General features: G+C 71.3%; 18 protein-coding genes. 12 read left to right on the forward strand and 6 right to left on the reverse strand.

What is annotated here, in order from left to right; genetic code table 11:
* Positions 1–97: 97 nt before the first annotated feature.
* The gene (locus WMF29_RS36920) at positions 98–1063 is read right to left on the reverse strand and encodes a hydrogen peroxide-inducible genes activator (RefSeq protein WP_437324797.1); all 966 of its coding nucleotides are present in this window, start codon (positions 1061–1063) and stop codon (positions 98–100) included.
* A gap of 134 nt (positions 1064–1197) precedes the next feature.
* Here WMF29_RS36920 and ahpC point away from each other — a divergent pair, with 134 nt between their 5' ends.
* Both ahpC and ahpF read left to right on the forward strand, forming a co-directional pair.
* Positions 1198–1761 carry an alkyl hydroperoxide reductase subunit C gene (gene ahpC, locus WMF29_RS36925; protein ID WP_437324798.1) on the forward strand — a complete coding sequence of 188 codons (564 nt, stop codon included), beginning with the start codon at positions 1198–1200 and terminating at the stop codon, positions 1759–1761.
* Between the two features lie 85 nt (positions 1762–1846).
* Positions 1847–3409, forward strand: a complete 1563-nt coding sequence (gene ahpF / locus WMF29_RS36930) for an alkyl hydroperoxide reductase subunit F (protein ID WP_437324799.1) — start codon at positions 1847–1849, stop codon at positions 3407–3409.
* A 43-nt stretch (positions 3410–3452) separates the two neighbouring features.
* On the opposite strand, the gene WMF29_RS36935 is transcribed toward ahpF, so the two are convergent.
* Complete coding sequence (locus WMF29_RS36935; RefSeq protein ID WP_437324800.1) at positions 3453–4355, reverse strand: LysR family transcriptional regulator; 903 nt, start codon at positions 4353–4355, stop codon at positions 3453–3455.
* 148 nt (positions 4356–4503) lie between these two features.
* Between WMF29_RS36935 and WMF29_RS36940 the strand changes: the two genes are divergently transcribed.
* The 6 genes from WMF29_RS36940 (at position 4504) to WMF29_RS36965 (ending at position 10105) form a co-directional block, all read left to right on the forward strand.
* Positions 4504–5127 (forward strand): glutathione S-transferase family protein, encoded by a 624-nt coding sequence (locus tag WMF29_RS36940; RefSeq protein ID WP_272104333.1) that lies wholly within the window; start codon positions 4504–4506, stop codon positions 5125–5127.
* Complete coding sequence (locus tag WMF29_RS36945) at positions 5124–6125, forward strand: pyridoxamine 5'-phosphate oxidase family protein (protein WP_437324801.1); 1002 nt, start codon at positions 5124–5126, stop codon at positions 6123–6125. Before WMF29_RS36940 ends, WMF29_RS36945 begins: the two co-directional genes overlap by 4 nt.
* Before the next feature lie 138 nt (positions 6126–6263).
* Positions 6264–7748 carry a sensor histidine kinase gene (locus WMF29_RS36950; protein WP_437324802.1) on the forward strand — a complete coding sequence of 495 codons (1485 nt, stop codon included), beginning with the start codon at positions 6264–6266 and terminating at the stop codon, positions 7746–7748.
* Entirely contained in the window at positions 7745–7882 is a 138-nt protein-coding gene (locus WMF29_RS36955) for a hypothetical protein (protein ID WP_437324803.1), read from the forward strand. Before WMF29_RS36950 ends, WMF29_RS36955 begins: the two co-directional genes overlap by 4 nt.
* Before the next feature lie 2 nt (positions 7883–7884).
* The gene (locus WMF29_RS36960) at positions 7885–9267 is read left to right on the forward strand and encodes a sigma-54-dependent transcriptional regulator (RefSeq protein ID WP_437324804.1); all 1383 of its coding nucleotides are present in this window, start codon (positions 7885–7887) and stop codon (positions 9265–9267) included.
* Positions 9268–9634: 367 nt separating this feature from the next.
* The gene (locus tag WMF29_RS36965) at positions 9635–10105 is read left to right on the forward strand and encodes a response regulator (RefSeq protein WP_437324805.1); all 471 of its coding nucleotides are present in this window, start codon (positions 9635–9637) and stop codon (positions 10103–10105) included.
* A 397-nt stretch (positions 10106–10502) separates the two neighbouring features.
* Here the strand turns inward: WMF29_RS36965 and WMF29_RS36970 are convergent, their stop codons facing one another.
* Positions 10503–11474, reverse strand: a complete 972-nt coding sequence (locus WMF29_RS36970) for a Rieske 2Fe-2S domain-containing protein (RefSeq protein WP_437324806.1) — start codon at positions 11472–11474, stop codon at positions 10503–10505.
* A 234-nt stretch (positions 11475–11708) separates the two neighbouring features.
* The gene (locus tag WMF29_RS36975) at positions 11709–12899 is read right to left on the reverse strand and encodes a hypothetical protein (protein WP_437324807.1); all 1191 of its coding nucleotides are present in this window, start codon (positions 12897–12899) and stop codon (positions 11709–11711) included.
* 401 nt (positions 12900–13300) lie between these two features.
* Between WMF29_RS36975 and WMF29_RS36980 the strand changes: the two genes are divergently transcribed.
* The 3 genes from WMF29_RS36980 (at position 13301) to WMF29_RS36990 (ending at position 17341) form a co-directional block, all read left to right on the forward strand.
* Positions 13301–13861 (forward strand): CAP domain-containing protein, encoded by a 561-nt coding sequence (locus WMF29_RS36980; protein ID WP_272104323.1) that lies wholly within the window; start codon positions 13301–13303, stop codon positions 13859–13861.
* A 59-nt stretch (positions 13862–13920) separates the two neighbouring features.
* Positions 13921–15060 (forward strand): acyl-CoA dehydrogenase family protein, encoded by a 1140-nt coding sequence (locus WMF29_RS36985; RefSeq protein ID WP_437324808.1) that lies wholly within the window; start codon positions 13921–13923, stop codon positions 15058–15060.
* A gap of 226 nt (positions 15061–15286) precedes the next feature.
* Entirely contained in the window at positions 15287–17341 is a 2055-nt protein-coding gene (locus WMF29_RS36990) for a M3 family metallopeptidase (protein ID WP_437324809.1), read from the forward strand.
* A gap of 586 nt (positions 17342–17927) precedes the next feature.
* Here the strand turns inward: WMF29_RS36990 and WMF29_RS36995 are convergent.
* Both WMF29_RS36995 and WMF29_RS37000 read right to left on the reverse strand, forming a co-directional pair.
* Complete coding sequence (locus WMF29_RS36995) at positions 17928–19838, reverse strand: hypothetical protein (RefSeq protein WP_437324810.1); 1911 nt, start codon at positions 19836–19838, stop codon at positions 17928–17930.
* Between the two features lie 815 nt (positions 19839–20653).
* Positions 20654–20830 (reverse strand): hypothetical protein, encoded by a 177-nt coding sequence (locus WMF29_RS37000; protein WP_272104317.1) that lies wholly within the window; start codon positions 20828–20830, stop codon positions 20654–20656.
* Positions 20831–20990: 160 nt separating this feature from the next.
* Here WMF29_RS37000 and WMF29_RS37005 point away from each other — a divergent pair, with 160 nt between their 5' ends.
* Positions 20991–21320, forward strand: coding sequence for a PilZ domain-containing protein (locus tag WMF29_RS37005; RefSeq protein WP_272104316.1), 330 nt, complete (start codon positions 20991–20993; stop codon positions 21318–21320).
* The last annotated feature ends 119 nt before the right edge of the window (positions 21321–21439 follow it).

Genomic DNA, 21439 nt, shown 5'->3' on the forward strand with positions numbered 1-21439 from the left:
CCTTCCGCGCGCTGGCATCCGCCGCTGGACGAGCTCCCGCCTGCCGCGCAGTGAACGCGGCCCCTTCGATGCGTGGATGACCTCCGGACCTGCCTCGTCAGCCCTCGGGGAGCAGCGGATCGAGCACGCTCCCGCCCGGGGGCGAGGGCCCGAGCGCGCGGCGGAGGTGTTCGCGGATCGCGGCCGCGAGCGCCTCGGTGACACGTTTGCGCAGCTGGGTCCGCGACGTGACGAGCCCGATCTCCCGGAGCGGGATCGGCCGGGCGAGGGGCCGCACGCGGTCGCGGCGCTTGTCCGGGGGCAGCGCCTGCGCCACCAGCGCGGGGAGCACGGTCGCTCCGAGCCCGGTGTCGACCAGGCCGATCAACGTCTCGAAGCTGCCGCTCTCGAGCTGGACGCCGCGCGGGGGCCTCGCCTGGCCGCTCCTGCAATACGAGAGCACCTGGCTCCGGAAGCAGTGCCCCTCCGGGAGCACCCACAGCTCGCGATCGCTGAGGTTGGCCTGCGTGACCATCTTCCGGTCGAGCAGCGGGTCGCCCTCGGGGAGATAGGCGACCATCGCCTCGTGTCCGAGGGGCGTCTCGCTCAGCCCCGGAGCGTGGAGCGGCGTCGCAGCGAGCCCTGCGTCGAGGGTGTCGGCGGCGAGCCGCTCGATGATCTCCTCGGTCTTCAGCTCCTCGATGAACAGCTCGACGCGCGGGTGCGCCTTCACGAAGGGATCGAGGAACAGGGGCAGCACGGTGGGAGCGAGGGTCGGGATGATCCCCAGCCGGTAGCGCCCCGCCGGAGCGTCGTCGCCGGCGACGATCTGACCGAGCCGCTCCGTCTCCCGGAGGATCTCGCGCATCTGAGCGATGGCGCGCGCCCCCTCCTCGGTCACCAGGACGGGCTTCTTGCTGCGGTCGAACAGCACGATATCGAGGAGCTCCTCGAGCTTCTGGATCTGCATGCTGAGCCCGGACTGCGAGACGTGGCAGCGCTCGGCCGCGGTGCGGAAGCTGCGGGTCTGCTCCACCGCCACGGCGTAGCGGAGCTGCGTGAGCGTCACCTGCTCGAGGTCCATGGCCGGCGGAGTATCACAAAAAGTGAACGTTTCATAAAATCGTTCGATTGGCACCGCCGGCGCAGAACGACCACGTTGCCTCTCGCCGGCGCGGAGGCACGAGACGCCCCGCCCCGAAACGAGGAAACAAGAGAATGTCGCTCATCAACACCAAGATCAAACCGTTCAAGGCCACCGCGTTCCACCAGGGGAAGTTCGTGGACGTCTCGCACGAGTCGGTCCTCGGCAAGTGGTCGCTCTTCGTGTTCTACCCGGCGGACTTCACCTTCGTGTGCCCGACCGAGCTCGAGGACCTCGCGGACCTCCACGGCGAGTTCAAGAAGCTGGGCGTCGAGATCTACGGCGTCTCCACCGACACGCACTTCGCGCACAAGGCGTGGCACGACACGTCGGCGGCGATCAAGAAGGTCAACTACCCGCTCGTCGGCGATCCGACCGCCACCCTCTCGCGCAACTTCGGCGTGCTCATCGAGGAGGAGGGCCTCGCGCTCCGCGGCTCGTTCCTCGTGAACCCCGACGGCGTCATCAAGGTCTACGAGATCCACGACCTCGGCATCGGCCGCAGCGCGGCGGAGATGCTCCGCAAGGTCAAGGCGGCCCAGTACGTCGCCGCGCACCCGGGCGAGGTCTGCCCGGCGAAGTGGGACGAGGGCGCGAAGACCCTCAAGCCGTCGCTCGATCTCGTCGGCAAGATCTGAGGTGTTCGGGCGTCGCCGCGCGCGTGGCGCGGCGACGCCCGACAGCGCTCGTGACCCGCTCGTATTCGCCGGAAGGAACGCAGCCATGCTCGAAGACTCCATCAAGACCCAGCTCCGCGACGTCCTCGGACGGCTGACCCGTCCCGTCGCGGTCACCGCCTTCGTCGACGACTCGCAGGGGTCGGAGGAGATGCGCGCGCTCCTGCGCGACGTCGCGAGCGCCTCGTCCCTCGTCGAGCTCCACGAGCGGCGCGAGGGCGAAGGGCGCACGCCGTCGTTCGGCATCCACTCCCCTGGCGAGGAGCCGCGCGTGATCTTCGCGGGGCTCCCGCTCGGTCACGAGCTCACCTCGCTGATCCTCGCGCTCCTGCACGTCGGCGGCTATCCGCCGAGGGTGAGCGCAGAGGCGCTCGAGCAGATCGCGCGGCTCGACGGCGAGCTCCGGTTCGAGACCTACTTCTCTCAATCGTGCCAGAACTGCCCCGACGTCGTGCAGGCGCTGAACCTGATGGCGGCCAAGAACCCGAGGGTTCGTCACGTCGCCGTCGACGGCGCCCTCTTCCGGGGCGAGGTCGAGCAGCGGAAGGTCATGGCCGTGCCGACCGTCTTCCTGAACGGCGAGCCCTTCGGCCAGGGTCGGATGGAGCTCGCGCAGATCCTCGCCAAGCTCGACGACGGCTCCGCCGTAAAGAGGCGCGTCGAGGCGCTCGACCAGCGCAAGCCGTTCGACATGCTCATCGTCGGCGGCGGGCCCGCCGGCGCTTCGGCGGCCATCTACGCGGCGCGCAAGGGCCTCGACACAGGCATCGTCGCCGAGCGCTTCGGCGGGCAGGTGATGGACACCCTCGCCATCGAGAACCTCATCTCGGTCGTGGAGACCGACGGGCCCAAGCTCGCGGCGGCGCTCGAGCAGCACGTGCGCGCGTACCCCGTCGAGCTCATCAAGCACGAGCGCGTCGAGTCGATCACGCCCGGCTCGCCGTTCGAGCTGCGCCTGGCGAGCGGCGCCACGCTCCGCGCGAAGAGCGTTGTCCTGGCGACGGGCGCCCGGTGGCGCGACATGAACGTCCCCGGCGAGGCCGAGTACCGGACCAAGGGCGTGACGTACTGCCCGCACTGCGACGGACCGCTGTTCAAGGGAAAGCGGGTCGCCGTCATCGGCGGCGGCAACTCCGGCGTCGAGGCGGCGATCGATCTCGCGGGCGTGGTCGGCCACGTCACCCTGCTCGAGATCGCCCCCACCCTCCGCGCCGACGCGGTCCTCGTTCGCAAGCTCAAGAGCATGCCCAACGTCGAGATCGTCACCCGCGCGCGCACGACCGAGGTGGTGGGCGACGGGCAGAGGGTCGTCGGGCTCCGCTGGGCGCACACCGAGACGAAGGAGCAGAACCAGATCGAGGTCGAGGGCGTGTTCGTGCAGATCGGCCTCCTCCCCAACACCGGATTCATCAAGGGGACGGTGGAGCTCAACGGCCTCGGCGAGGTCATCGTCAACGACCGCGGGCAGACGTCGGTGCCCGGCCTCTTTGCCGCCGGCGACATGACGACCACGCCGTTCAAGCAGATCGTCGTCGCCCTCGGCGACGGCGCGAAGGCCGCCCTCGGGGCCTTCGAGCACCTCATCCGCGCCACCGCGCCGGCGGAGTGAGCGCCGTCCGGGTGAGCTCGCTCGGCGGTCTGCGATCGCGAGCTCAGCAGCTCAGCCACGCCTCGGACCGGAGCCGCTCGACAAGGAAATCGACGAACGCGCGCACCCTGGCCGCCGCCCGCCGGCCCTCCAGATGGACGACATGGATGGGGACCGGCGGGGGCTCGTGCGCGGCGAGCACGATCGAGAGGCGCCCGGCGCGCACCTCCGGGCCGATCTGATACGAGAGCACCCGCGCGAACCCCCGCCCGGCCACGGCCGCCGCGATGGCGACATCGGCGGTGTTGACGAGGAGCTGCGATGTCGGAAAGACACTCTCGACCCGTGAGCCCGACCCGAACGACCACTCCTCGGGTGAGCCCGTCGGCGAGAAGCCGATCGTGTCGAGCCGCGCCAGATCGGCCGGCGCCCTAGGCTCGCCCCGCGCGGCCAGGCACCCCGGCGACGCGCAGACCACCCGCCGCACCGAGCCGACGCGGATCGCGCTGAGCGACGAGTCCGGGAGATGGGCTATCCGGACGGCGACGTCGAGCCCCTCATCGAGCATGTCGACGATGCGGTCGACGAGCAGCGTCCGCGCCGACACGCGCGGATGGAGAGCCAGGAAGTCGAAGAGGGCCGGCGCGACGAACATTCGCCCGAACAGGACGGGCGCCGTGACGCCGATCTGCCCTCGCAACGCGGTGTGGGACCCGGCCGCGGACGCCTCGGCCTCCTCGATCTCGCCGAGGATCCGCTTGCAGTCCGCGAGGTACCGGGCGCCCGCCTCGGTCAGGCGGACGACGCGCGTCGTGCGGTGCAGGAGCCGGGTGCCGATGCGCTCCTCGAGCGCAGCGATGGCCCGCGTCACCGCCGGCGGCGACATGGACAGCCGCCGCGCGGCCGGCGCGAAGCCCTCCTCCTCGGCGACGGCCACGAACACGCGCATGGAGTCGAGGCGATCCATCGGATTATTCCATTTTCTGGAATGGTCCCTTGTCAAGGACGACCATTACCCTTGGCCACGGGAATGGGCATCCTGGCTCGGCGAGCGCGGGAGGCCCACGCGGGCTGTTCCGCTCCCCGCTGACATCCACAGCCGAAAGGACCCCTCGATGACCCTCCCTGCCAGCCCCATCCGCCTCTACCGCTATGCGCTCTCGGGACACGCGCACCGCGTGGAGCTGTTCCTGTCGCTGCTGCGGCTGCCGTTCGAGAAGGTCGACGTCGATCTGAAGGGCGGCGCGCACAAGTCGCCCGAGTTCCTGAGCAAGAACGCGTTCGGTCAGGTGCCCGTGATCGAGGACGGCGACGTGACGCTGGCCGACAGCAACGCGATCCTCGTGTACCTGGCCACGCGGTACGACCCGTCGGGGCGCTGGCTCCCGCGCGATCCGGTGGCGGCGGCGCACGTGCAGCGGTGGCTCTCCGTGGCCGCCGGGCAGCTCGTGGCGGGGCCCGCGGCGGCGCGCGCCGCGAGCGTGTTCGGCCGCAAGCTGGACGTCGAGCAGGCCAAGGGGATCGCCGCGCAGCTCTTCGCGGTGATCGACCAGCACCTCGCGAACCAGCGCTTCCTGGCCGGCGACGAGCCGACCCTCGCGGACATCGCGATCTACACGTACACGGCGCACGCGCCCGAGGGCGGCGTGTCGCTGGATCCGTACGGGAACCTGCGCGCGTGGCTCGCCCGCGTGGAGGCGCTGCCCGGCTTCGTGCCGATGAAGAAGGCGCTGTCGTGACCTCCCTGCCCGGGTGGACAAGGGAGGGCTCGCCCTATCACCCGGGCGAGATGGCCATGCAGGCGCGGGCTGGGGCGCGCGAGCGCGCCGAGAAGGCCGGGCGCCGGATCATCCGGGACTTCATGCCCGACCAGCACCGCGAGCTGTTCGCGCAGCTGCCGTTCCTGCTCGTCGGGGCCCTCGACGCAGGGCGCCGGCCGTGGGCCTCGATCGTCGTGGGGCAGCCGGGGTTCATGTCGTCCCCGGATCCGCGGACGCTCGCGGTGGAGGCTCGCCCGGGAGCCGGCGATCCGCTCGGCCCGCACCTCGTGGCCGGCGCGCCCGTCGGCCTCCTCGGCATCCAGCTGGAGACCCGCCGCCGCAACCGGATGAACGGGACGATCAGCGCGGCCGACGAGCAAGGCTTCGTGGTCGAGGTCGGGCAGAGCTTCGGCAACTGCGCGCAGTACATCCAGGCGCGAGCGCCCGAGCTCGTGAGGGCGCCGGAGGCGGCCGCCGCGCCCCCGGCGCTGGCGGAAGGGCCGGCGCTTTCCGCCGGCGCGGCGGCGCTGATCCGCCGCGCGGACACGTTCTTCATCGCGACCGCGGCGCCGTCCGCGCGGGGAGGCGACGCGATCGAGGGCGCCGACGTGTCCCACCGGGGCGGCAAGCCGGGCTTCGTGCGCGTGACCGAGGAGGACGGCCACACCGTCCTGACCTCGCCGGATTTCACCGGGAACTCCATGTTCAACACGTTCGGCAACCTGGCGATGAACCCGCGCGCCGGGGTGCTCTTCGTCGACTTCGCCTCGGGCGGGGTGCTGTCGCTGACCGGTGAGGCCGAGGTGCTCTGGGACGGGCCGGAGCTCTCGGCCTTCGCCGGCGCCCAGCGGCTCCTGCGGTTCCACGTGGCCGAGGGCGTCTGGCGGGAGGGCGCGCTGCCGCTGCGCTGGTCGGCGCCGGTACCCGCGCCGCAACTCGCGGCGACGGGCTCGTGGGAGGACGTGGAGCGCAGGTGACGCCGCGCCGCGGCCCGCGGGGGCCCGTCCAGGGGAGTTTTGCCCCATCGGGGCGATCCGGGGCGGGCCCGGGCGGGCCGGCGTGCGGACGCGCACCTTGAGAATGCGTACGCGTCCTGCATCCTAGCCGGCGACCCCATGCGGCTCGCCAGCAAGCTCACCTTGGCCCTCGTCCTCGTCATGTGCGCGGCGCTGGGCCTGTACGGTTACCTCTCCGTCCGGCGCGAGCGGGCGCTCTTCGAGGCGGACATGCGGCGCGACGAGCACCTCATCGGCATCGCGCTCCGCGCGGCGGTTGTCGAGACGTGGCGCCGGGACGGGATGGGCCAGGCGCTCCAGCTGCTCGACGAGATGAGCGAGCGCGAGGATGGCGTGCGCTTCCGCTGGGTGTGGCTCGACGCGCCGGCCGGGGATCGCTTCGCGCCCGCGCTGCCCGCCGCCGAGATCGCGGAGCTCTCGCGGGGCACCGAGGTGTTCCGGCTCGAGCGCGAGGGCGACAAGAGCGGGCGCTTCTACACGTACGCGCCCGTCGCGGTGGAGCCCGGGCGCGCCGGCGCCATCGAGATCTCCGAGTCGCTCGAGGAAGAAGAGACGTACGTCCAGGCGAGCGTGGTCAACACCGTGGTCACCATCGTCGCCCTCGCGGCGCTGAGCGGGCTCCTGGCGATGACCTTCGGGCAGGTCCTCGTCGGGCGCCCGACGCGGCGGCTCGTCGACAAGGCGCGGCGGATCGGCGAGGGCGACCTCGGCGGGCCGCTGCTCCTGCCGCAGCGCGACGAGCTCGGGCGGATCGCCCACGAGATCAACGCGATGTGCGAGCACCTGGCCGAGGCGCGCGAGCGCGCGGCCCGCGAGACGACCGCGCGCATCGCCGCGCTGGAGCAGCTCCGGCACGCGGATCGGCTCACCACCGTGGGCAAGCTGGCGTCGGGGATCGCGCACGAGCTCGGCACGCCGCTCAACGTGGTGGGCGGCCGCGCCAAGATGATCGCGCGCGGCCTGCCGCAGGAGGAGGCGGCGGAGAGCGCGCGCATCATCGCCGAGCAGGCGGACCGGATGACGAAGATCATCCGGCAGCTGCTGGACTTCGCGCGCCGCCGGGTGGCGCAGAAGGCGCCGGCCGATCTCGCGCACATCGCGCGCCAGACGCTGGCGCTCCTGGAGCCCCTCGCCCGGAGGCGGAGCGTGACGCTCCGCCTCGACGAGGCGGCCGGCGGGGCGGCGCACGCCGAGGTGGACTCGGGGCAGATGCAGCAGGTGCTCACGAACCTCATCATGAACGGCATGCAGTCGATGAAGCGGGGCGGCGAGCTCACCGTGCGGGTGGAGCGCGCCGAGGCGCGCCCGCCGGCCGACCACGGCGGCGCCCCGGGCGAGCACGTCGCCGTCCGGGTGACCGACGGGGGCGAGGGGGTCGCGCCGGAGAACATCCTCCGCATCTTCGAGCCGTTCTTCACCACGAAGGACGTCGGCGAGGGCACGGGCCTCGGGCTGAGCGTGTCCTACGGGATCGTGCGCGAGCACGGCGGCTGGATCGAGGTGGAGAGCGAGCTCGGCAAGGGCTCGACGTTCACTGTGTACCTCGCGCCGAGCGGGCAGGATGGCGCGGATGGCGCAGGATGACGCGCGCCCGGCGGCCGCGGGCCGAGGGCGAGGGCGCGCTCGCCGGGGCGGCCGCCGCGCCGCGGCTGGCCGCGGGCGATGCGCTGTATTACGCGAGCTGTCGAGGAGAGGTGGCGGGCGCGCCATCGAGGTGAGGATGGGCAGGCGAGCGCTGATCATCGACGACGACGAGGCGATGTGCGCGTGGCTCTCGGCGGACCTGCGGTCGCGCGGCGTCGAGGCGACGACCCGGACCTCACCGGCGGAGGCGCTCGCGCTGCTCGAGGCGGACGACGGCTTCGACGTCATCCTGACCGATCTGAACATGCGCGGGATGGACGGGATCGCGGTCTGCGGCCGGGCGGCCGAGATCCGGCCGGACGTGCCGGTCGTCGTGATCACCGCGTTCGGCAGCATCGAGACCGCGGTGCAGGCGATCCGCGCGGGCGCGTACGACTACGTGACCAAGCCGGTCGACATCGAGGCGCTGGCGCTGGCGCTGGAGCGGGCGATCGCGCATCACGCGCTCAAGGCCGAGGTGCGGCGGCTGCGCCGCGCCGTGGCGGGGCCCGGCGGGTTCCCGGACCTCATCGGCCGGAGCGCCGCGATGCGGGGCGTGCAGGACCTGATCGAGCGCATCGCCGACGCGGACGCGACGGTGCTCATCACCGGCGAGAGCGGGACGGGCAAGGAGGTCGTCGCGAAGGCGCTGCACGCGCGGAGCCGCCGCAAGGAGGGGCCGTTCGTGGCGATCAACTGCGCGGCGGTGCCGGAGTCGCTGATCGAGAGCGAGCTCTTCGGGCACGTGCGGGGGGCGTTCACCGACGCGCGCGCGGCGCGCTCCGGGCTGTTCGTCGAGGCGAACGGGGGGACGCTGCTGCTCGACGAGATCGGGGAGCTGCCGCTCGCGGTGCAGCCGAAGCTGCTGCGCGCCCTCCAGGAGCGCCGGGTGCGCCCGGTGGGCGGGAACGCGGAGGTGCCGTTCGACGCGCGCATCGTGGCCGCGACGAACCGCGACCTGGACGAGGCCGTCGAGGCGCGCCGCTTCCGGGAGGACCTGTACTACCGGATCAACGTGCTCCACGTGGAGCTGCCTCCCGTGCGCGCGCGGGGCAGCGACGTGCTGCTGCTCGCGCAGCGCTTCATCGAGGATTTCGCCACGCGCTGGGGCAAGGAGGTGGTCGGCCTGTCGCCGGCCGCCGCCGAGCGGCTGCTCGCCTACACGTGGCCGGGCAACGTGCGGGAGATCCAGAACGCCATGGAGCGGGCGGTGGCGCTCACGGGGTACCCGGAGATCACGGTGGAGGACCTGCCGGCGAAGATCCGGGAGCACCGGCCGTCGCACGTGCTCGTGGCGGGGGACGACCCGTCCGAGCTGGTGCCGCTCGAGGAGGTGGAGCGGCGCTACATCCTGCGGGTGCTCGAGGCGGCGGGCGGGAACAAGACGCTGGCGGCGAGGATCCTGGGGCTGGACCGGAAGACGCTGCACCGGAAGCTGGAGCGGTGGGAGCCGGGCGCCGAGGGGGCGAAGGGGAGCTGAGAGGGTAGGCGGGGTGGAAGAGGCCGCGGCGCCAGGCGCCGAGCGCGGATCGGCGGCGGAGGAGACCGGCGGCTGAGGCGCGGAGGAATACCCCGGGCGGGGAACGACGCCCCACCCCGGATGGCCGACGCGGAGGGATCACCCCTGCAACCCGCCCGCCCGCCCGCCTCAACCTGGGTCGGTTCCGGACGGCCACCTCAACCTGGGTCGGTTCCGGCCACCCCCGGCCACCTCAACCTGGGTCGGTTCCGGCCACCTCAACCTGGGTCGGTTCCGGCCAGCCAGCTCAACCTCGGTCGGTTCCGGACGGCCGCCGGCCGACGGCACGCGGCCTGCAATACAGACCGCTCACCAAGGAGAGAGCCCGATGCCCCACGACTCGATGCGCGGTCTTGCCTCGATCCTGAATACGCCCCCTGAGCCGGTGCCGCGCGTCCACCCCGGCGCGACCCGCATCCGCGTGCTGCTCGCCGAGGACGACAGGGAGTTGCGGCTGCTCCTCGCCACCGCCCTCCGCCGCGACGGCTACGAGGTCCTGGAGGCGCACGACGCCAAGCACCTCCTCGAGCTGATGGGCGAAGCGCTCGTCTCCGGGAACGGCGCCCCGGTCGATGTCGTGGTGAGCGACATCCGGATGCCAGGCGCGAGCGGACTCGATCTGCTGGCCGGGCTGCGCCGCGACGACTGGACCACGCCGGTGGTCCTCATCACCGCGTTCGGCGACCCGGAGACGCACGCGGAAGCCTACCGCCTGGGCGCCGACGCGGTGCTCGACAAGCCGCTCGACGTGGACGACCTGCGGCTCGTGGTCCAGACCCTCGTCTCGATGCGCGGCTGACGCCGGCACGCTCCTGGGGAGCATCCTCGCTGTCACAGCCATCACGAGACAGCGCGTGGGTGGAAGCATGTCGACGAGCAGCTGGCCTCCACACAACCCTTGTCAGAAGCACGCCAGTTGACCGATCGATAGGCTTCCAACATCGCCGTAGAGCAGATCCGTGCAATCGTGACTCGCCGCCCGTGCATAGGCTCGATCGCCTGACGCGGACCCTGTTAAACGTCTTATCGAACGGTCCACGCGCGCGCAATGAGGGGCTCCTCGGCCTCGGCGCGCCTGGTCTGGTAGGAGGCGAAGAAGCCTTAACCGTTCTTTCTTGGGCTCGCCCACGAGCCGCGCCTTCTCACCCCGCCTCGACGGGCAGCCGGCGCGGCTCCCCCGCGCGCTGCGCCTTCAATCACGCCCGCCGCATCTTGTGCCACGCGAGGATACCCGCGTCCGCGCGCACGAAGCGGCACGCGTCGAGATCCGCGTCGCGCGGCTCCGACGACGCGAGCATCCGCTCGTCGCCCGGCTGGATCAGCAAGAGCTCCGCCCGCAACCCGAGCCACGCGAGCAACCGCCCGATCACCGGGATCGGCACGTAGTACCGCCCCACGATCGCCGTCCGCTCCGCGTCGATCGGCGCGCACCCCGCCATGCCCACCACGCGCTTCCCGAACGAGAGGCGCAGCACGCCCGGAAAGCGCACCTCCACCTCGAACCTCCACCCCCGACGGCCATTCCAGGGCTCTCCGTCGTCGTGGCGCAGCACCGCCTCGACGTGGATGACGTCGCCCTCCACGCGGACCTCGCAAGGGTCGAGCATCGCGCCGACGCCCGGGAACCAGGGGCGGTGCGCGAACGGCAGGTGGTGGAGGTCGAGCATGCCCTCCATCGCGCGCGCGAACGGCACGTCCCAGTCCATCGACGCCGTGTGGGCGTGCCGCTCGTCCGGCGGCAGGCCGTCGAACCAGGGCACCGGCGGCAGCTCGGCCGGCCGCTCGCCCCAGAAGAGCCACACGAAGCCCCGGTGCTCCCGCGCCTCGTACCGGGTCAGCGCGAGCGCATCCCCCGCGCCGCGCGCGCTCGCGCCGCGTCCCTCGCACGGGATCGCGACGCAGCGCCCGTCCGAGGCGAACCGGAAGCCGTGGTACGGGCACTCGATCGCCCCGTCCACGACCCGCCCCAGGCCGAGGTCCGCGCCGCGGTGCGGGCAGCGCGCCCGCGCCGCGACCAGGGCGCCGCGCTCGTCCCGGAACAGCACGAGCCGCGTCCCGAAGCGCTCGACGGTGACCGGCCGCTTGCCCACGCAAGCCGCGTCCGCGATGATGTACCAGGCGCCCTCGACGAATGCGCCGCGCCCTTCCTCGATGCCGTGCTTTCGCATGATGCTCCTCCGATCGCCCGGAAGCCTGGGGCCGGCCCGGCCGGGGAGCAGTGCCGCACACGAACGAGGCGCTCGCCGCGCTCCTCGCGCGCCACGTGAACGTCGCAGCGGCGCGCCTGCCGGGCGCAGCGCCGCGGTGAGCGGCCTGCGCCGGCGGCTGGCCTGACGGGTTCCTTCACGCGCGCCCGGCCGCGGCCTGCGCCGCTGCCGGGCCTGCGCTCACGGGCCCTGCGCTCAGGGGCTCGGGGGGGCGATCTCCAGCTTCGCCATCACGCTGCCGCTGCCCGTGATGCCCGCCTGGATGTTCTCGACCGCCTGCGTGATCGCATTGGTGGCCGGGATGAGGCACGCCCCCGCCTTCACGCTGCCGGTGGCCGCGCCCTCGAGGTGGCCGCCCGACTCGACCACCGCCTTGGCGCTGGCGAGGAGCAGCTCGCCGCGCGCGTGCGCGACGACGAGGAGCCGCGGCAGGTTCGCCCTGAGCGTCGCGATCGCCGCCTCGGCGTCCGCCCCACCCTCGATGTTGACCGCGGGCTCCTTGCAGCTGGCCTTCGCGCTCGCGCTCGCCTCGCAGGAGCCGCTGCACTCCGCGGACCCCTGGCACTCGGCGCTCGGCGGCTTGAGCTCGGCCCTGCACTTCGGCGCCTTGAACTGGACGTCGCACGAGCCCGAGCAATCGGCGTTGCACTGCACCGCTGCGTCGGCCGCGAACGCGCACGAGCCACGGCACTCGCCCGTGCAGTTGCCCTGGCACTCGCCGCGGCAGTCGCCGCCGGCGGTCGTCGCGGAGCACTCGCCGTCGCACGTGCCCTCGCACGTCCCCTGGCACGAGCCCTCGCAGTGGACCGCCAGGTTGGCCGAGCCCTCGCACGAGCCGGTGCACTTCCCCTCGCACCGCCCCGAGAGCTGGCCAGGATCGCAGCGCGCGACGATCTCCGCCGGGGTCAGCTGGCACTCGACGTTGGCGCTGCACCTCGCCTCGCAGTTCGCCTGTACGCTCGCGTCGACCGTGCAGCTCGGCGGCTGGAAGGTGATCGACAGGCCGGCCGTCGCGTCCCCGAGCGCGTCGACGGCGAGCTCACACCATTGCACCGCCCGTTCGTTCGGCTTCGTCGCCGTGATCGTCGCCACATCCGCGCCGAGGTCCAGCGCGATCGCCTGACAGGCGCTCGTCACGTCCGCCACGATGGCGCCCGCGGCGCCCGTGAAGTCCGACACGGACTGCATGAAGGCACCATAATTGAGCTCTGCCTCGCCCTCGAGACCCCATTCCACCGTGGCGAGATCGGCGCCCGGCGTGAAGTCGCGACAGCAGACGTCATTCTGCAGCTCCGAGACCTTGTCACACCCCATCGCCGGGACGACGGAGAGCGCCGCCAGCGCCAGCGGGAATGCCGCGATTCGCCACGTCACACGGATATTCATCGGGAAACTCCTTGGTTCTTTGTCGGGCGTGCCGCTGGTGCCGAATTGCCACGGAGAGCGGTGAAACCCCGTGAGGGAGCACGCTCGCCGCCGAGCTCGGACCGCGGCCGCCTCCGAAGCAGGGCGACAATAGCTCATAGATCGACCCGCATGACAAGGCCCATGCTGCGGAATTGTTGCTCGTCTCGACGTCACCCTAGGGCGAAGCCCGTCAGCACGGGAGCCAACGACGACGAGATCTGTTGATGTCCATGTCGACGGCAGAGGTGGGAAGAACGCCCGGACGCGGCCGTCCAGGGACGGCTGCGGGCGCGCCATGACACGGCACGTCGTGGGTACAAGCAGCCTTCATCGAATCGCCGTTGCAGAGCTCGGCCGAGCCGTAGGACAATGGCCCCGTGATGACGCTCGGCCCACGGCTCCCCCGGTTCGTGCAGCTCTCTCTCATGCTCGCCCTGACGGCCGGTTGCGGCGCCTCGTCCGACGACGACGCGGGCCCGACGAGCGGCCAGGCCGCCGGCGAGCCGCCGAGGATGATCGGGATGACGGCGGCCCACAACGCCGCGCGCGCCGCGGTCGACCCGCCCGCCGAACAGGGGGTGCCCCCTCTCTCGTGGTCGCCCGAGATCGCCGCGGTGGCTCAGGCCTATGCCGCCCGGTGCACGTTCGGCCATAGCGCGAGCAACTATGGAGAGAACATCTTCGCGTCGACCGGCTCGTCCCCCACACCGGAGGACGTCGTCGCCTCATGGGTCGACGAGGCGGCCAACTACGATCTTGCGAGCAACGCCTGCAGCTCCACCTGCGGCCATTACACTCAGGTGGTATGGGCCGATTCCCTGCGCCTCGGCTGCGGGGTCGCCGATTGCACGACCGGCTCGCCGTTCGGCAGCGGCACCTGGCAGATCTGGGTGTGCAACTACGATCCTCCCGGCAATTTCGCCGGAGAGCGCCCCTACTGAGCCGGCGCGCCGTCCTCGTCTCCTCCCCGCCCCTCGCCGGCTCTGGTATCGCAGCGGCGATGGACTTCGGGTGGACCCCTTCCCAGCGTGCCGTCCACGACCGCATGCGCGCCCTCGGCGCCGAGGCCGACGCCGCGGCGCCGGACGATCGCATGCGCGTCCTCGCCCGGGGCGGCGCCCTCGGCCTGCCGATCGCCCGCGATCTCGGCGGCGAGGGCCTCGACCTCGTCACGACGGCGCTCGCCTACGAGGGCCTCGGCGCGACCCTGCGCGACGGCGGCGTCCTGCTCGCCGCGGGGGCGCACCTCTTCGGCGTGGCGCTCCTGCTCGCGCGGGTGGGCACCCCCGCGCAGCAGCGCGCGTGGCTGCCGCGCATGGCGAGCGGCGCGTGCATGGCGACGGTCGCCGCGACCGAGGCCGGCGCCGGCTCGGACGTCGCGTCGGTGCAGGCCAGGGCCGACCGCACGGACGCCGGCTACCGGCTCACCGGCGACAAGCGGTACGTGACCTGGGCCGACCGGGCCGACGTGTACCTCGCAATCGCGCGCGACGGCGGCGGCCGCGACGGAGGGGCCCCGGCGCGCGGCCTCACCGCGCTGCTCGTCCCCCGCGCCGCGGGCGAGGGCGCCGCGCGCGTCCTCCCCGGCGCGCCGCTCGCGACCGCGGGCCTCCGGGGCGCGCGGCTCGCGCCCGTCTGGTTCACCGGCTGCGAGGTCGGCCACGACGCGCTCCTCGGCCGCGCCGGCGCCGGCCTCGCCGTCTTCCAGATCGCGATGACCTTCGAGCGCGCGCTCATCCTCGCCTTCCGCCTCGGCGCCATGGAGCGCGCCCTCGGCGAGGCCGTCCGCTTCGCCCGCGAGCGCGAGATCGGCGGCCAGGCGATCGCGCGCCACCAGGCCGTCGCGCACCGCCTCGCGCAGATGAAGCTGCGGCTGGAGACCTCGCGGCTGCTCATCTACCGCGCCGCGTGGGCGCTGGATCAGGGCGAGCGCGGCCAGGCCGAGGCCGCGCTCGCGAAGTGGCACACGGCGGACTCGGCCGTGGCGTCCGCGCTCGACGATCTCCGGCTCCGCGGCGGCGCTGGCTACCTCGAGGACAGCGGCCTCCCCTCCGCCATCGACGACGCCCTGGGCGGCAGCATCCATTCGGGGACGTCCGACGTGCTCGCCACGATCGTCGCGCGGTGGCTGGGCGTCTAGCCGCTCGCCCGCGCTTCACCTCGACTCACCAAGCTCTTCCCTCGTCGTGACGTCAGGCCCCCGGGGAGGGTGCTCGGCGCCCCTCCCACGCAATGAGGAAGAACTTGGACGACGAACTACTGGCCAACCCTCGCCGGCGCCTTTACCAAGGTAGGGCTGCGCGGACCGGCCGAGGGTCGCCGGCCCGCGCCCGTCCGCCGGCCCTTCAAGCCCAACCAGGAACGATATGACCGAAGCGACCGACAATCCCCTGCTCACTCTCGGCTTCGAGATCCCGTTCGATCGCATCCGGAGCGAGCACGTCGAGCCCGCGGTGCGCGCGCTGCTCCAGGACGCCCGCGCCCGGCTCGACGCGCTCGTCGCGGCGCCTGGCCCCCGCACCTACGACAACACCCTCGCCGCGCTCGAGGCCGTCACCGACCGGCTCGACCGCGCCATGAACGTCGTCTCGCACCTCGAATCGACGTCCACCACGCCCGCGCTGCGCGCCGCGTACAACGCCGTCCAGCCGGAGGTCAGCGAGTTCCTGAGCGGCATTGCGCTCAACGAGGGCGTCTACGGCGCGCTCAAGGCGTACGCGGCCACGCCCGAGGCCGCGGCGCTGACCGGCCCGCGGCGCCGCTTCTTGAAGAAGACCCTCGACGATTTCCGGAGGAGCGGCGCCGAGCTCGACCCGGCTGGCAAGAAGCGCCTCTCCGAGATCGACGTCGAGCTCGCCACGCTCACCCTGCGCTTCTCGCAGAACGTGCTCGACGCGACGAACGCCTTCGAGTTCGTGGTCGAGGACGCTGCCCGCCTCGCCGGCCTGCCGCCGAGCGCGGTCGAGGCGGCCCGCCAGGGCGCCAAGGACAGGGGCATCGAGGGCTACCGCTTCACGCTGCAGGCGCCGAGCTACATCCCGGTGCTCACGCACCTCGACGACGCCACGATCCGCGAGCGCTTCTACCGCGCCTTCAACACGCGGGCGACCGAGGGCGACCACGACAACCGCCCGCTCATCCGCCGCATCCTCGAGCTCCGCGGGGAGAAGGCGAGGCTGCTCGGCTACGCGAGCTTCGCCGATCTCGTGCTCGAGGACCGGATGGCGAAGACGGGCGCCGCGGCGCGCCGCTTCGTCGACACGCTGCGGGCGCGCACCGAGCCGGTCTTCGCCCGCGAGAAGGAGGAGCTCGCCGCCTTCCGCCGCGAGATCGAGGGCCCGGACGCGCCGCCGCTCGCGCCGTGGGACGTCGCCTACTACGCCGAGAAGCTCCGCCGCGCCCGCTACGATTTCGACGACGAGGCGCTCCGCCCGTATTTCCCCCTGGATCGCGTCGTCTCCGGCCTGTTCGAGATCGCCCACCGCCTTTACGGCGTGCGCATCGCGCCCTGGCAGGCCGCCCCCACGTGGCACCCGAGCGTCCGCGCCTACCAGCTCGTCGAGCCGGACGGCGCCCAGAGCGCCGCCTTCTATCTGGACTTCGTGCCGCGGGAACAAAAGCGCGACGGCGCCTGGATGCACGGGCTCGTCACGGGCGCGCCGAGCGAGGATGGGCGCGCGACCGGCGAGGACGCGCGCCACCTCGAGGTCCTCGCGGGCAGCTTCACCCCGCCGGTCGGCGGCCGCCCCGCGCTGCTCAACCACCGCGAGGTCGAGACGCTGTTCCACGAGTTCGGCCACATGATGCACCACGCCTCGAGCCGGGTGCCGATCCGGAGCCTCGCCGGCACCAACGTCGCCTGGGACTTCGTCGAGCTCCCCTCGCAGATCATGGAGAACTGGTGCTGGGAGCGGGACGCGCTCGACCTCTTCGCGCGCCACCACGAGACGGGCGCGCCCGTCCCGGATGACCTGCTCCAGCGGATGCGCGCGGCCCGCACGTTCCGCGCGGGCGCCGTGACGATGCGGCAGCTCGGCTTCGCCGAGATCGACCTCGCGCTCCACATGGACTGGACTGGAGAGCAGGGCGATGTCGTCGAGTTCGCGCGCGAGGTCCTCGGGCGTTACTCGCCCGTCCCGTTGCCCGAGGGCTACGCCATGATCGCCGGCTTCTCGCACCTCTTCTCGAGCCCGGTGGGCTACGCCGCGGGCTATTACTCGTACAAATGGGCCGAGGTGCTGGACGCTGACGCCTTCTCCCGCTTCCAGGAAGAGGGACTGTTCAGCCGGAAGGTGGGCGACGCGTTCCGGGGCCAGATCCTCGCGCTCGGCGACACGCAGGACCCGATGGATCTCTACAAGAGCTTCCGCGGCCGCGAGCCCACGCTCGACGCCCTTCTCCAGCGCAGCGGACTCGCCTGAGCCTCCGGGGCGGCCGGGGGGCCGCAGCCACCACGGCGACAAACTCCCTCTCTGGCCATGTGACTGAGCGAGCTCTCGTGAGGCGTTAACTAAGCTCGTTCGATCATGCTCAGGGCATGAAGCCGCCGCTCTCCACCCCACCATCGAGCACCAACGTGGAAGTCTGCGTAGTCGTGGACGTTTACGTGGTCGTGGTCGTGGTCGTGGTCGTGGTCGTGGTCGTCAACGATAGGCCGTGAACGACCACGACCACGTAAACGTCCACGTAAACGTCCACGTAAACGACCACGTAAACGTTCACGTAAACGTTCGGTTGTAGGAGGATGCGGCGCGATGGTTGGTTGACGCCTACGCCTCATCGACCCCCGTAGGCGCGAAGAACACGTGTCTCTTCGCGCGGCGCGGGGAGGGCCGATGTCTGAGCCCAAATGACAAAGCTCCTCCGGCGAAGCCGGAGGAGCTTTGTCTCAGGCGAGTCCGGCGGGGCCCCCGCGCCGCGCGAAGAACACGGTCTCTTCGCGCCGGGCCACCTCGGACGACCGCCCCAAGGAGCCGCCGGCGCTCATCGCGCCGCCCCCCCGCGGGATCACTGAATCTTGAAGTTGCAGGCCGACAGCGTGGCCGTTCCGATCGTCTGCGTCATCGCCCAGTTCGCGAGCGAAGCGACGCTGGCCTGCTCGGACCTGAACGCGTAGTTGTTCGCGAGCTGCACCTCGGCGCCGTTCTTCGGCCGGATGTACACCGAGTACCGCTTCGCCGCCACGTCGACCACCATCCGGACGGTATAGGTCGTCCCGCCGGTGTACGGGAACACCTGGAGCGCCTGGTACCTCGCGCCGTTCCGGACGCGGACATTGCCTTCCTCGTCGAAGATGACGATCGCGGCGAGCTGGGTCCACTGGCTCGCGGAGCTGGTCGAGAGGCCGACCACGGCGTCGATCTTCGACGCGCTCGGCGTCACGTCCCAGGACGCCGTGAAGGTGCCCCGCTGGGTCGACGGCAGCGACGTATTGAACCACTGGCCAGCGTTGACGACCGAGCACACAGGCGCCGTCGGCGTGGGCGTGGTCGGCGTGGGCGTCGGCGTCGTGGGCGTCGGCGTGGGTGTCGTGGGCGTCGGCGTCGGCGTCGTGGTCGTCGTCCCGAACTCGAACGCGCCGATGTCGACCGCGCCCACGGCCGTCCGCCGCTGCGCGGTGCCGACGGCCTGGAGCGCCGCCCTCGGCGGGTGGTACAGCGGCATCGCCAGCGGCGACGGGAACGTGCGCCCCGAGATCCCCGTCGTCGAGCTGACACCCGCGTTCCGCAGCGAGCTCGTCGAGAGCAGCGTCACGTCGCGGTTGCCGATGCTCGTGAAGCCGGGATCGCTCACGATCAGCGTCCCCGTGAAGCCGGAAGGCACCGTCGTGCCCGTGGGCACCGCGTTGTTGACGCCCTTGATGAGCGGACTGCCGGTCGTCCAGCTCGCGTCGTCACGGAAGACCTGAACGCTCCCGCCCCCGACGCGATAGAAGATGTTGTTGTGCAGCTCGATGCTCTCGATGCCATCGAACAGGTGGATCGCCGCGCTCGACCCCGCCATCAGCAGGAACGTGTTGTTCACGAACCGATAACGCCCGTTGGTGTCACCGGTGCCGTCGCCGCCGACGCGGATCACGTACTGCGTGTGCGTCTTGCGGAAGACGTTGCCGACCACATCGGAGTCCTCCCGCGCGAGCCCCGGATCCTGCCCGTCGGGGCCGATGAGCTCGAGGTCCTTGTAGAGCCCGCCCTCGATCCAGTTGTAATAGATCTCGTTCCGCTCCGCGCGGGTCTTCACCGCGTTGCCACCGATTGCATCGTGGACATAGCTGTGCTGCATCCGGAACACGGAACCCGGGTAGGCGGACTCGTCCGTTGCGATGTAGATCGGGTGCTTCTGCGTACCGTTACCGCAGTTATAGACCTCCACGTATTCCACCGTCAGCGAACCTGAATCGCTGTCGGCGCCCAGGATCCCGTGCGATGGGCAATCGTGGATCACCGAGTCACGGATCGTGACATCGTGCCCGTGCTGGAAGATGCACCGCGAGGTGCCGCCCGTCACATCGAACCCCTCGAAGACGATGTGGTTGGCGTTGAGCTCGATCGTGTTGGTCCCGCCCTTCAGGACGGGGCGCTTCCCGCCGACCCGCACGCCGCGGATCGTGATCTTCGAGGTGGGCGTGCCCCATTTCGTGAGCCTGATGTCACCCGAGTACGTCGCGTTGCCGTCGACCTCCACCACGTCGCCCGCCTGCAGTCTGCTGGCTACCTCACCGATGGTCTTGTAGGTGCGCGTGGGACCGACTTGATACGTCGTGCCGGCCGCCTGCTCCTCCGCGTCCAGCTCCTCTGCGGTCACGTCCTCGTCGAGCGGCGCGCAGCCGAAACCGACGATCGACACCGCCACGAGCGAAGCGATGAACTTACCGGCGGCAAACGACCGCGACCCAAAGCCTTGAGAAATCGAATGCATGGCTTTTTCTCCCCCGGCGTCGTCGAACCCCTGTGGTGAACAGGACCGTAACGGGCGAAAGCATCAGGGGGCAGAAGAGGAGCCTCCCGCTGCGTGCCTTCGCGCCGCGAACCATCGGTGCAGACCATTCAGCACCAGAGGGGCGGATACCGGCGCTCTCGTGAAACAACTTATTCCCGGATTAACACGACGGGTCAAGACGAAATGCTTTCGAAAACGAAACGAACACCCAATTAGGTCGCACACCTCGGCCGCTTTTCACATCGCGGTTGCAAATTTTCGATGCAGAACTGCAATGCGCAGTCCGTCCGCTGATGTAAGGAAGGTATAGAGAAGTGGTCGTCCGCTCGCTTGAATCCAGACGAAATCCCCGGGAAATGTGGGTAAACCTCCAGTGCGACTGGGTTCTCCATGTCAGTCAACGACCTTTGCCTACCTTCCCCCCGCATTCGCTATCTCGGCCGCGGCGCCTGTGAACCGAGCGAGGTCGCGCTTCCTCGGCGCACCGCTGCGCTGCAAGCAAGAAACAGCTCGCAGTCCTGCTCGATTGCTTGGCGGACGGTCAGCTATCCGGGTCGCGGCTGGCCTGCGCCGGTCGAGCGCCGATCGCCGTGCCCTTCGTCCGCGCGGTCGTGAGCCGCGCCGCCGGGGTCCATGCGCGCGACGCGGGCTCGCGGGAGATCGTGGAGAGGGACGACGGGCCGGCGCTCGACGGGGAGATCGGGGCGTCCGCGCGGCGCGCGCGCGGCTCGCCGAGCGCGGGAGATGGGCGAGAATCGGTGGGAACTGGCGGGAATCGGCGGGCAGGAGAGCGCTCAGCGCCTCCCCTTGAAGCCCATCATCTGCTGCACCACCGCCTCGCTCTCCTCGGCGATCGCGCCCTCCTGCGCCGCGCGGTCGGCGCAGTCCTCACAGACCTTCTTCTTCTTGCTTCCGACCTTGATCGTCTTGAGCTCGTCGACCTCGCTATTGCATTCGCGGCACGTGGGCATCGCCACACCTTCCTTTCGCCGCGCCAGCATATCGCACCGATCCCGCGCGCGCCGAGATCGCGCCGCGAGCGGACCGCGGGGCTCGCCCGCCCGATGTTTGGCCCGGACGAGCCCCGCGACCTAGGCTCGCCGCGTCACGAGGACACCCAAGGAGGCTCCCATGGATCGGAGGCAGGGCGCGCGCGCTCAGGTTGACTTCCCCGTCTCGGCGCTCGTCGATGGCCACCGGCACCGGTGCCGCGCGATCGATCTCTCCCCCACGGGCATGGTCGTCGAGCGCGCGCCCGCGCTGGCAGGCCGGGCGCTGCCCGCCGTGACCCCGTTCGAGCTCGACCTCGGGGTCGGGCGCCCCATCCGGCTGCGCGCCCGCCCGGTCTGGGACCGCGACAACCTGCTCGCCGTCCGCTTCGTCGTCATGAGCGACGCCGACAGGCTCACCATCGCCGAGCACCTAGACCAGCGCGCCCACCGCCGCGAACCCCTCCATTAGGGCGTGAACGCCTTGAGCTGGATCGGGGGGGCACGTCCCCGACACGATGCTCACCTGCAAGGATGAAATCGCAGGATTGCAACACCGGGAGGATGTGCCCGGGACATCTATGCGAAATT

Source organism: Sorangium sp. So ce381 (assembly GCF_051473845.1).
GTDB classification, from domain to species: Bacteria; Myxococcota_A; Polyangia; order Polyangiales; family Polyangiaceae; genus Sorangium; species Sorangium atrum.

Excerpts from the sequence above, each read along its gene's own strand:
- WMF29_RS36940 (WP_272104333.1), top strand. The coding sequence starts at position 4,504 with ATGACCCTCCCTGCCAGCCCCATCCGCCTCTACCGCTATGCGCTCTCG.
- WMF29_RS36935 (WP_437324800.1), bottom strand. The coding sequence starts at position 4,355 with ATGGATCGCCTCGACTCCATGCGCGTGTTCGTGGCCGTCGCCGAGGAG.
- ahpF (WP_437324799.1), top strand. The coding sequence starts at position 1,847 with ATGCTCGAAGACTCCATCAAGACCCAGCTCCGCGACGTCCTCGGACGG.
- WMF29_RS36990 (WP_437324809.1), top strand. The coding sequence starts at position 15,287 with ATGACCGAAGCGACCGACAATCCCCTGCTCACTCTCGGCTTCGAGATC.
- WMF29_RS36980 (WP_272104323.1), top strand. The coding sequence starts at position 13,301 with ATGACGCTCGGCCCACGGCTCCCCCGGTTCGTGCAGCTCTCTCTCATG.
- WMF29_RS37000 (WP_272104317.1), bottom strand. The coding sequence starts at position 20,830 with ATGCCCACGTGCCGCGAATGCAATAGCGAGGTCGACGAGCTCAAGACG.
- ahpC (WP_437324798.1), top strand. The coding sequence starts at position 1,198 with ATGTCGCTCATCAACACCAAGATCAAACCGTTCAAGGCCACCGCGTTC.
- WMF29_RS36970 (WP_437324806.1), bottom strand. The coding sequence starts at position 11,474 with ATGCGAAAGCACGGCATCGAGGAAGGGCGCGGCGCATTCGTCGAGGGC.
- WMF29_RS36955 (WP_437324803.1), top strand. The coding sequence starts at position 7,745 with ATGACGCGCGCCCGGCGGCCGCGGGCCGAGGGCGAGGGCGCGCTCGCC.
- WMF29_RS37005 (WP_272104316.1), top strand. The coding sequence starts at position 20,991 with ATGGATCGGAGGCAGGGCGCGCGCGCTCAGGTTGACTTCCCCGTCTCG.
- WMF29_RS36975 (WP_437324807.1), bottom strand. The coding sequence starts at position 12,899 with ATGAATATCCGTGTGACGTGGCGAATCGCGGCATTCCCGCTGGCGCTG.
- WMF29_RS36985 (WP_437324808.1), top strand. The coding sequence starts at position 13,921 with ATGGACTTCGGGTGGACCCCTTCCCAGCGTGCCGTCCACGACCGCATG.
- WMF29_RS36920 (WP_437324797.1), bottom strand. The coding sequence starts at position 1,063 with ATGGACCTCGAGCAGGTGACGCTCACGCAGCTCCGCTACGCCGTGGCG.
- WMF29_RS36960 (WP_437324804.1), top strand. The coding sequence starts at position 7,885 with ATGGGCAGGCGAGCGCTGATCATCGACGACGACGAGGCGATGTGCGCG.
- WMF29_RS36965 (WP_437324805.1), top strand. The coding sequence starts at position 9,635 with ATGCCCCACGACTCGATGCGCGGTCTTGCCTCGATCCTGAATACGCCC.
- WMF29_RS36995 (WP_437324810.1), bottom strand. The coding sequence starts at position 19,838 with ATGCATTCGATTTCTCAAGGCTTTGGGTCGCGGTCGTTTGCCGCCGGT.
- WMF29_RS36950 (WP_437324802.1), top strand. The coding sequence starts at position 6,264 with ATGCGGCTCGCCAGCAAGCTCACCTTGGCCCTCGTCCTCGTCATGTGC.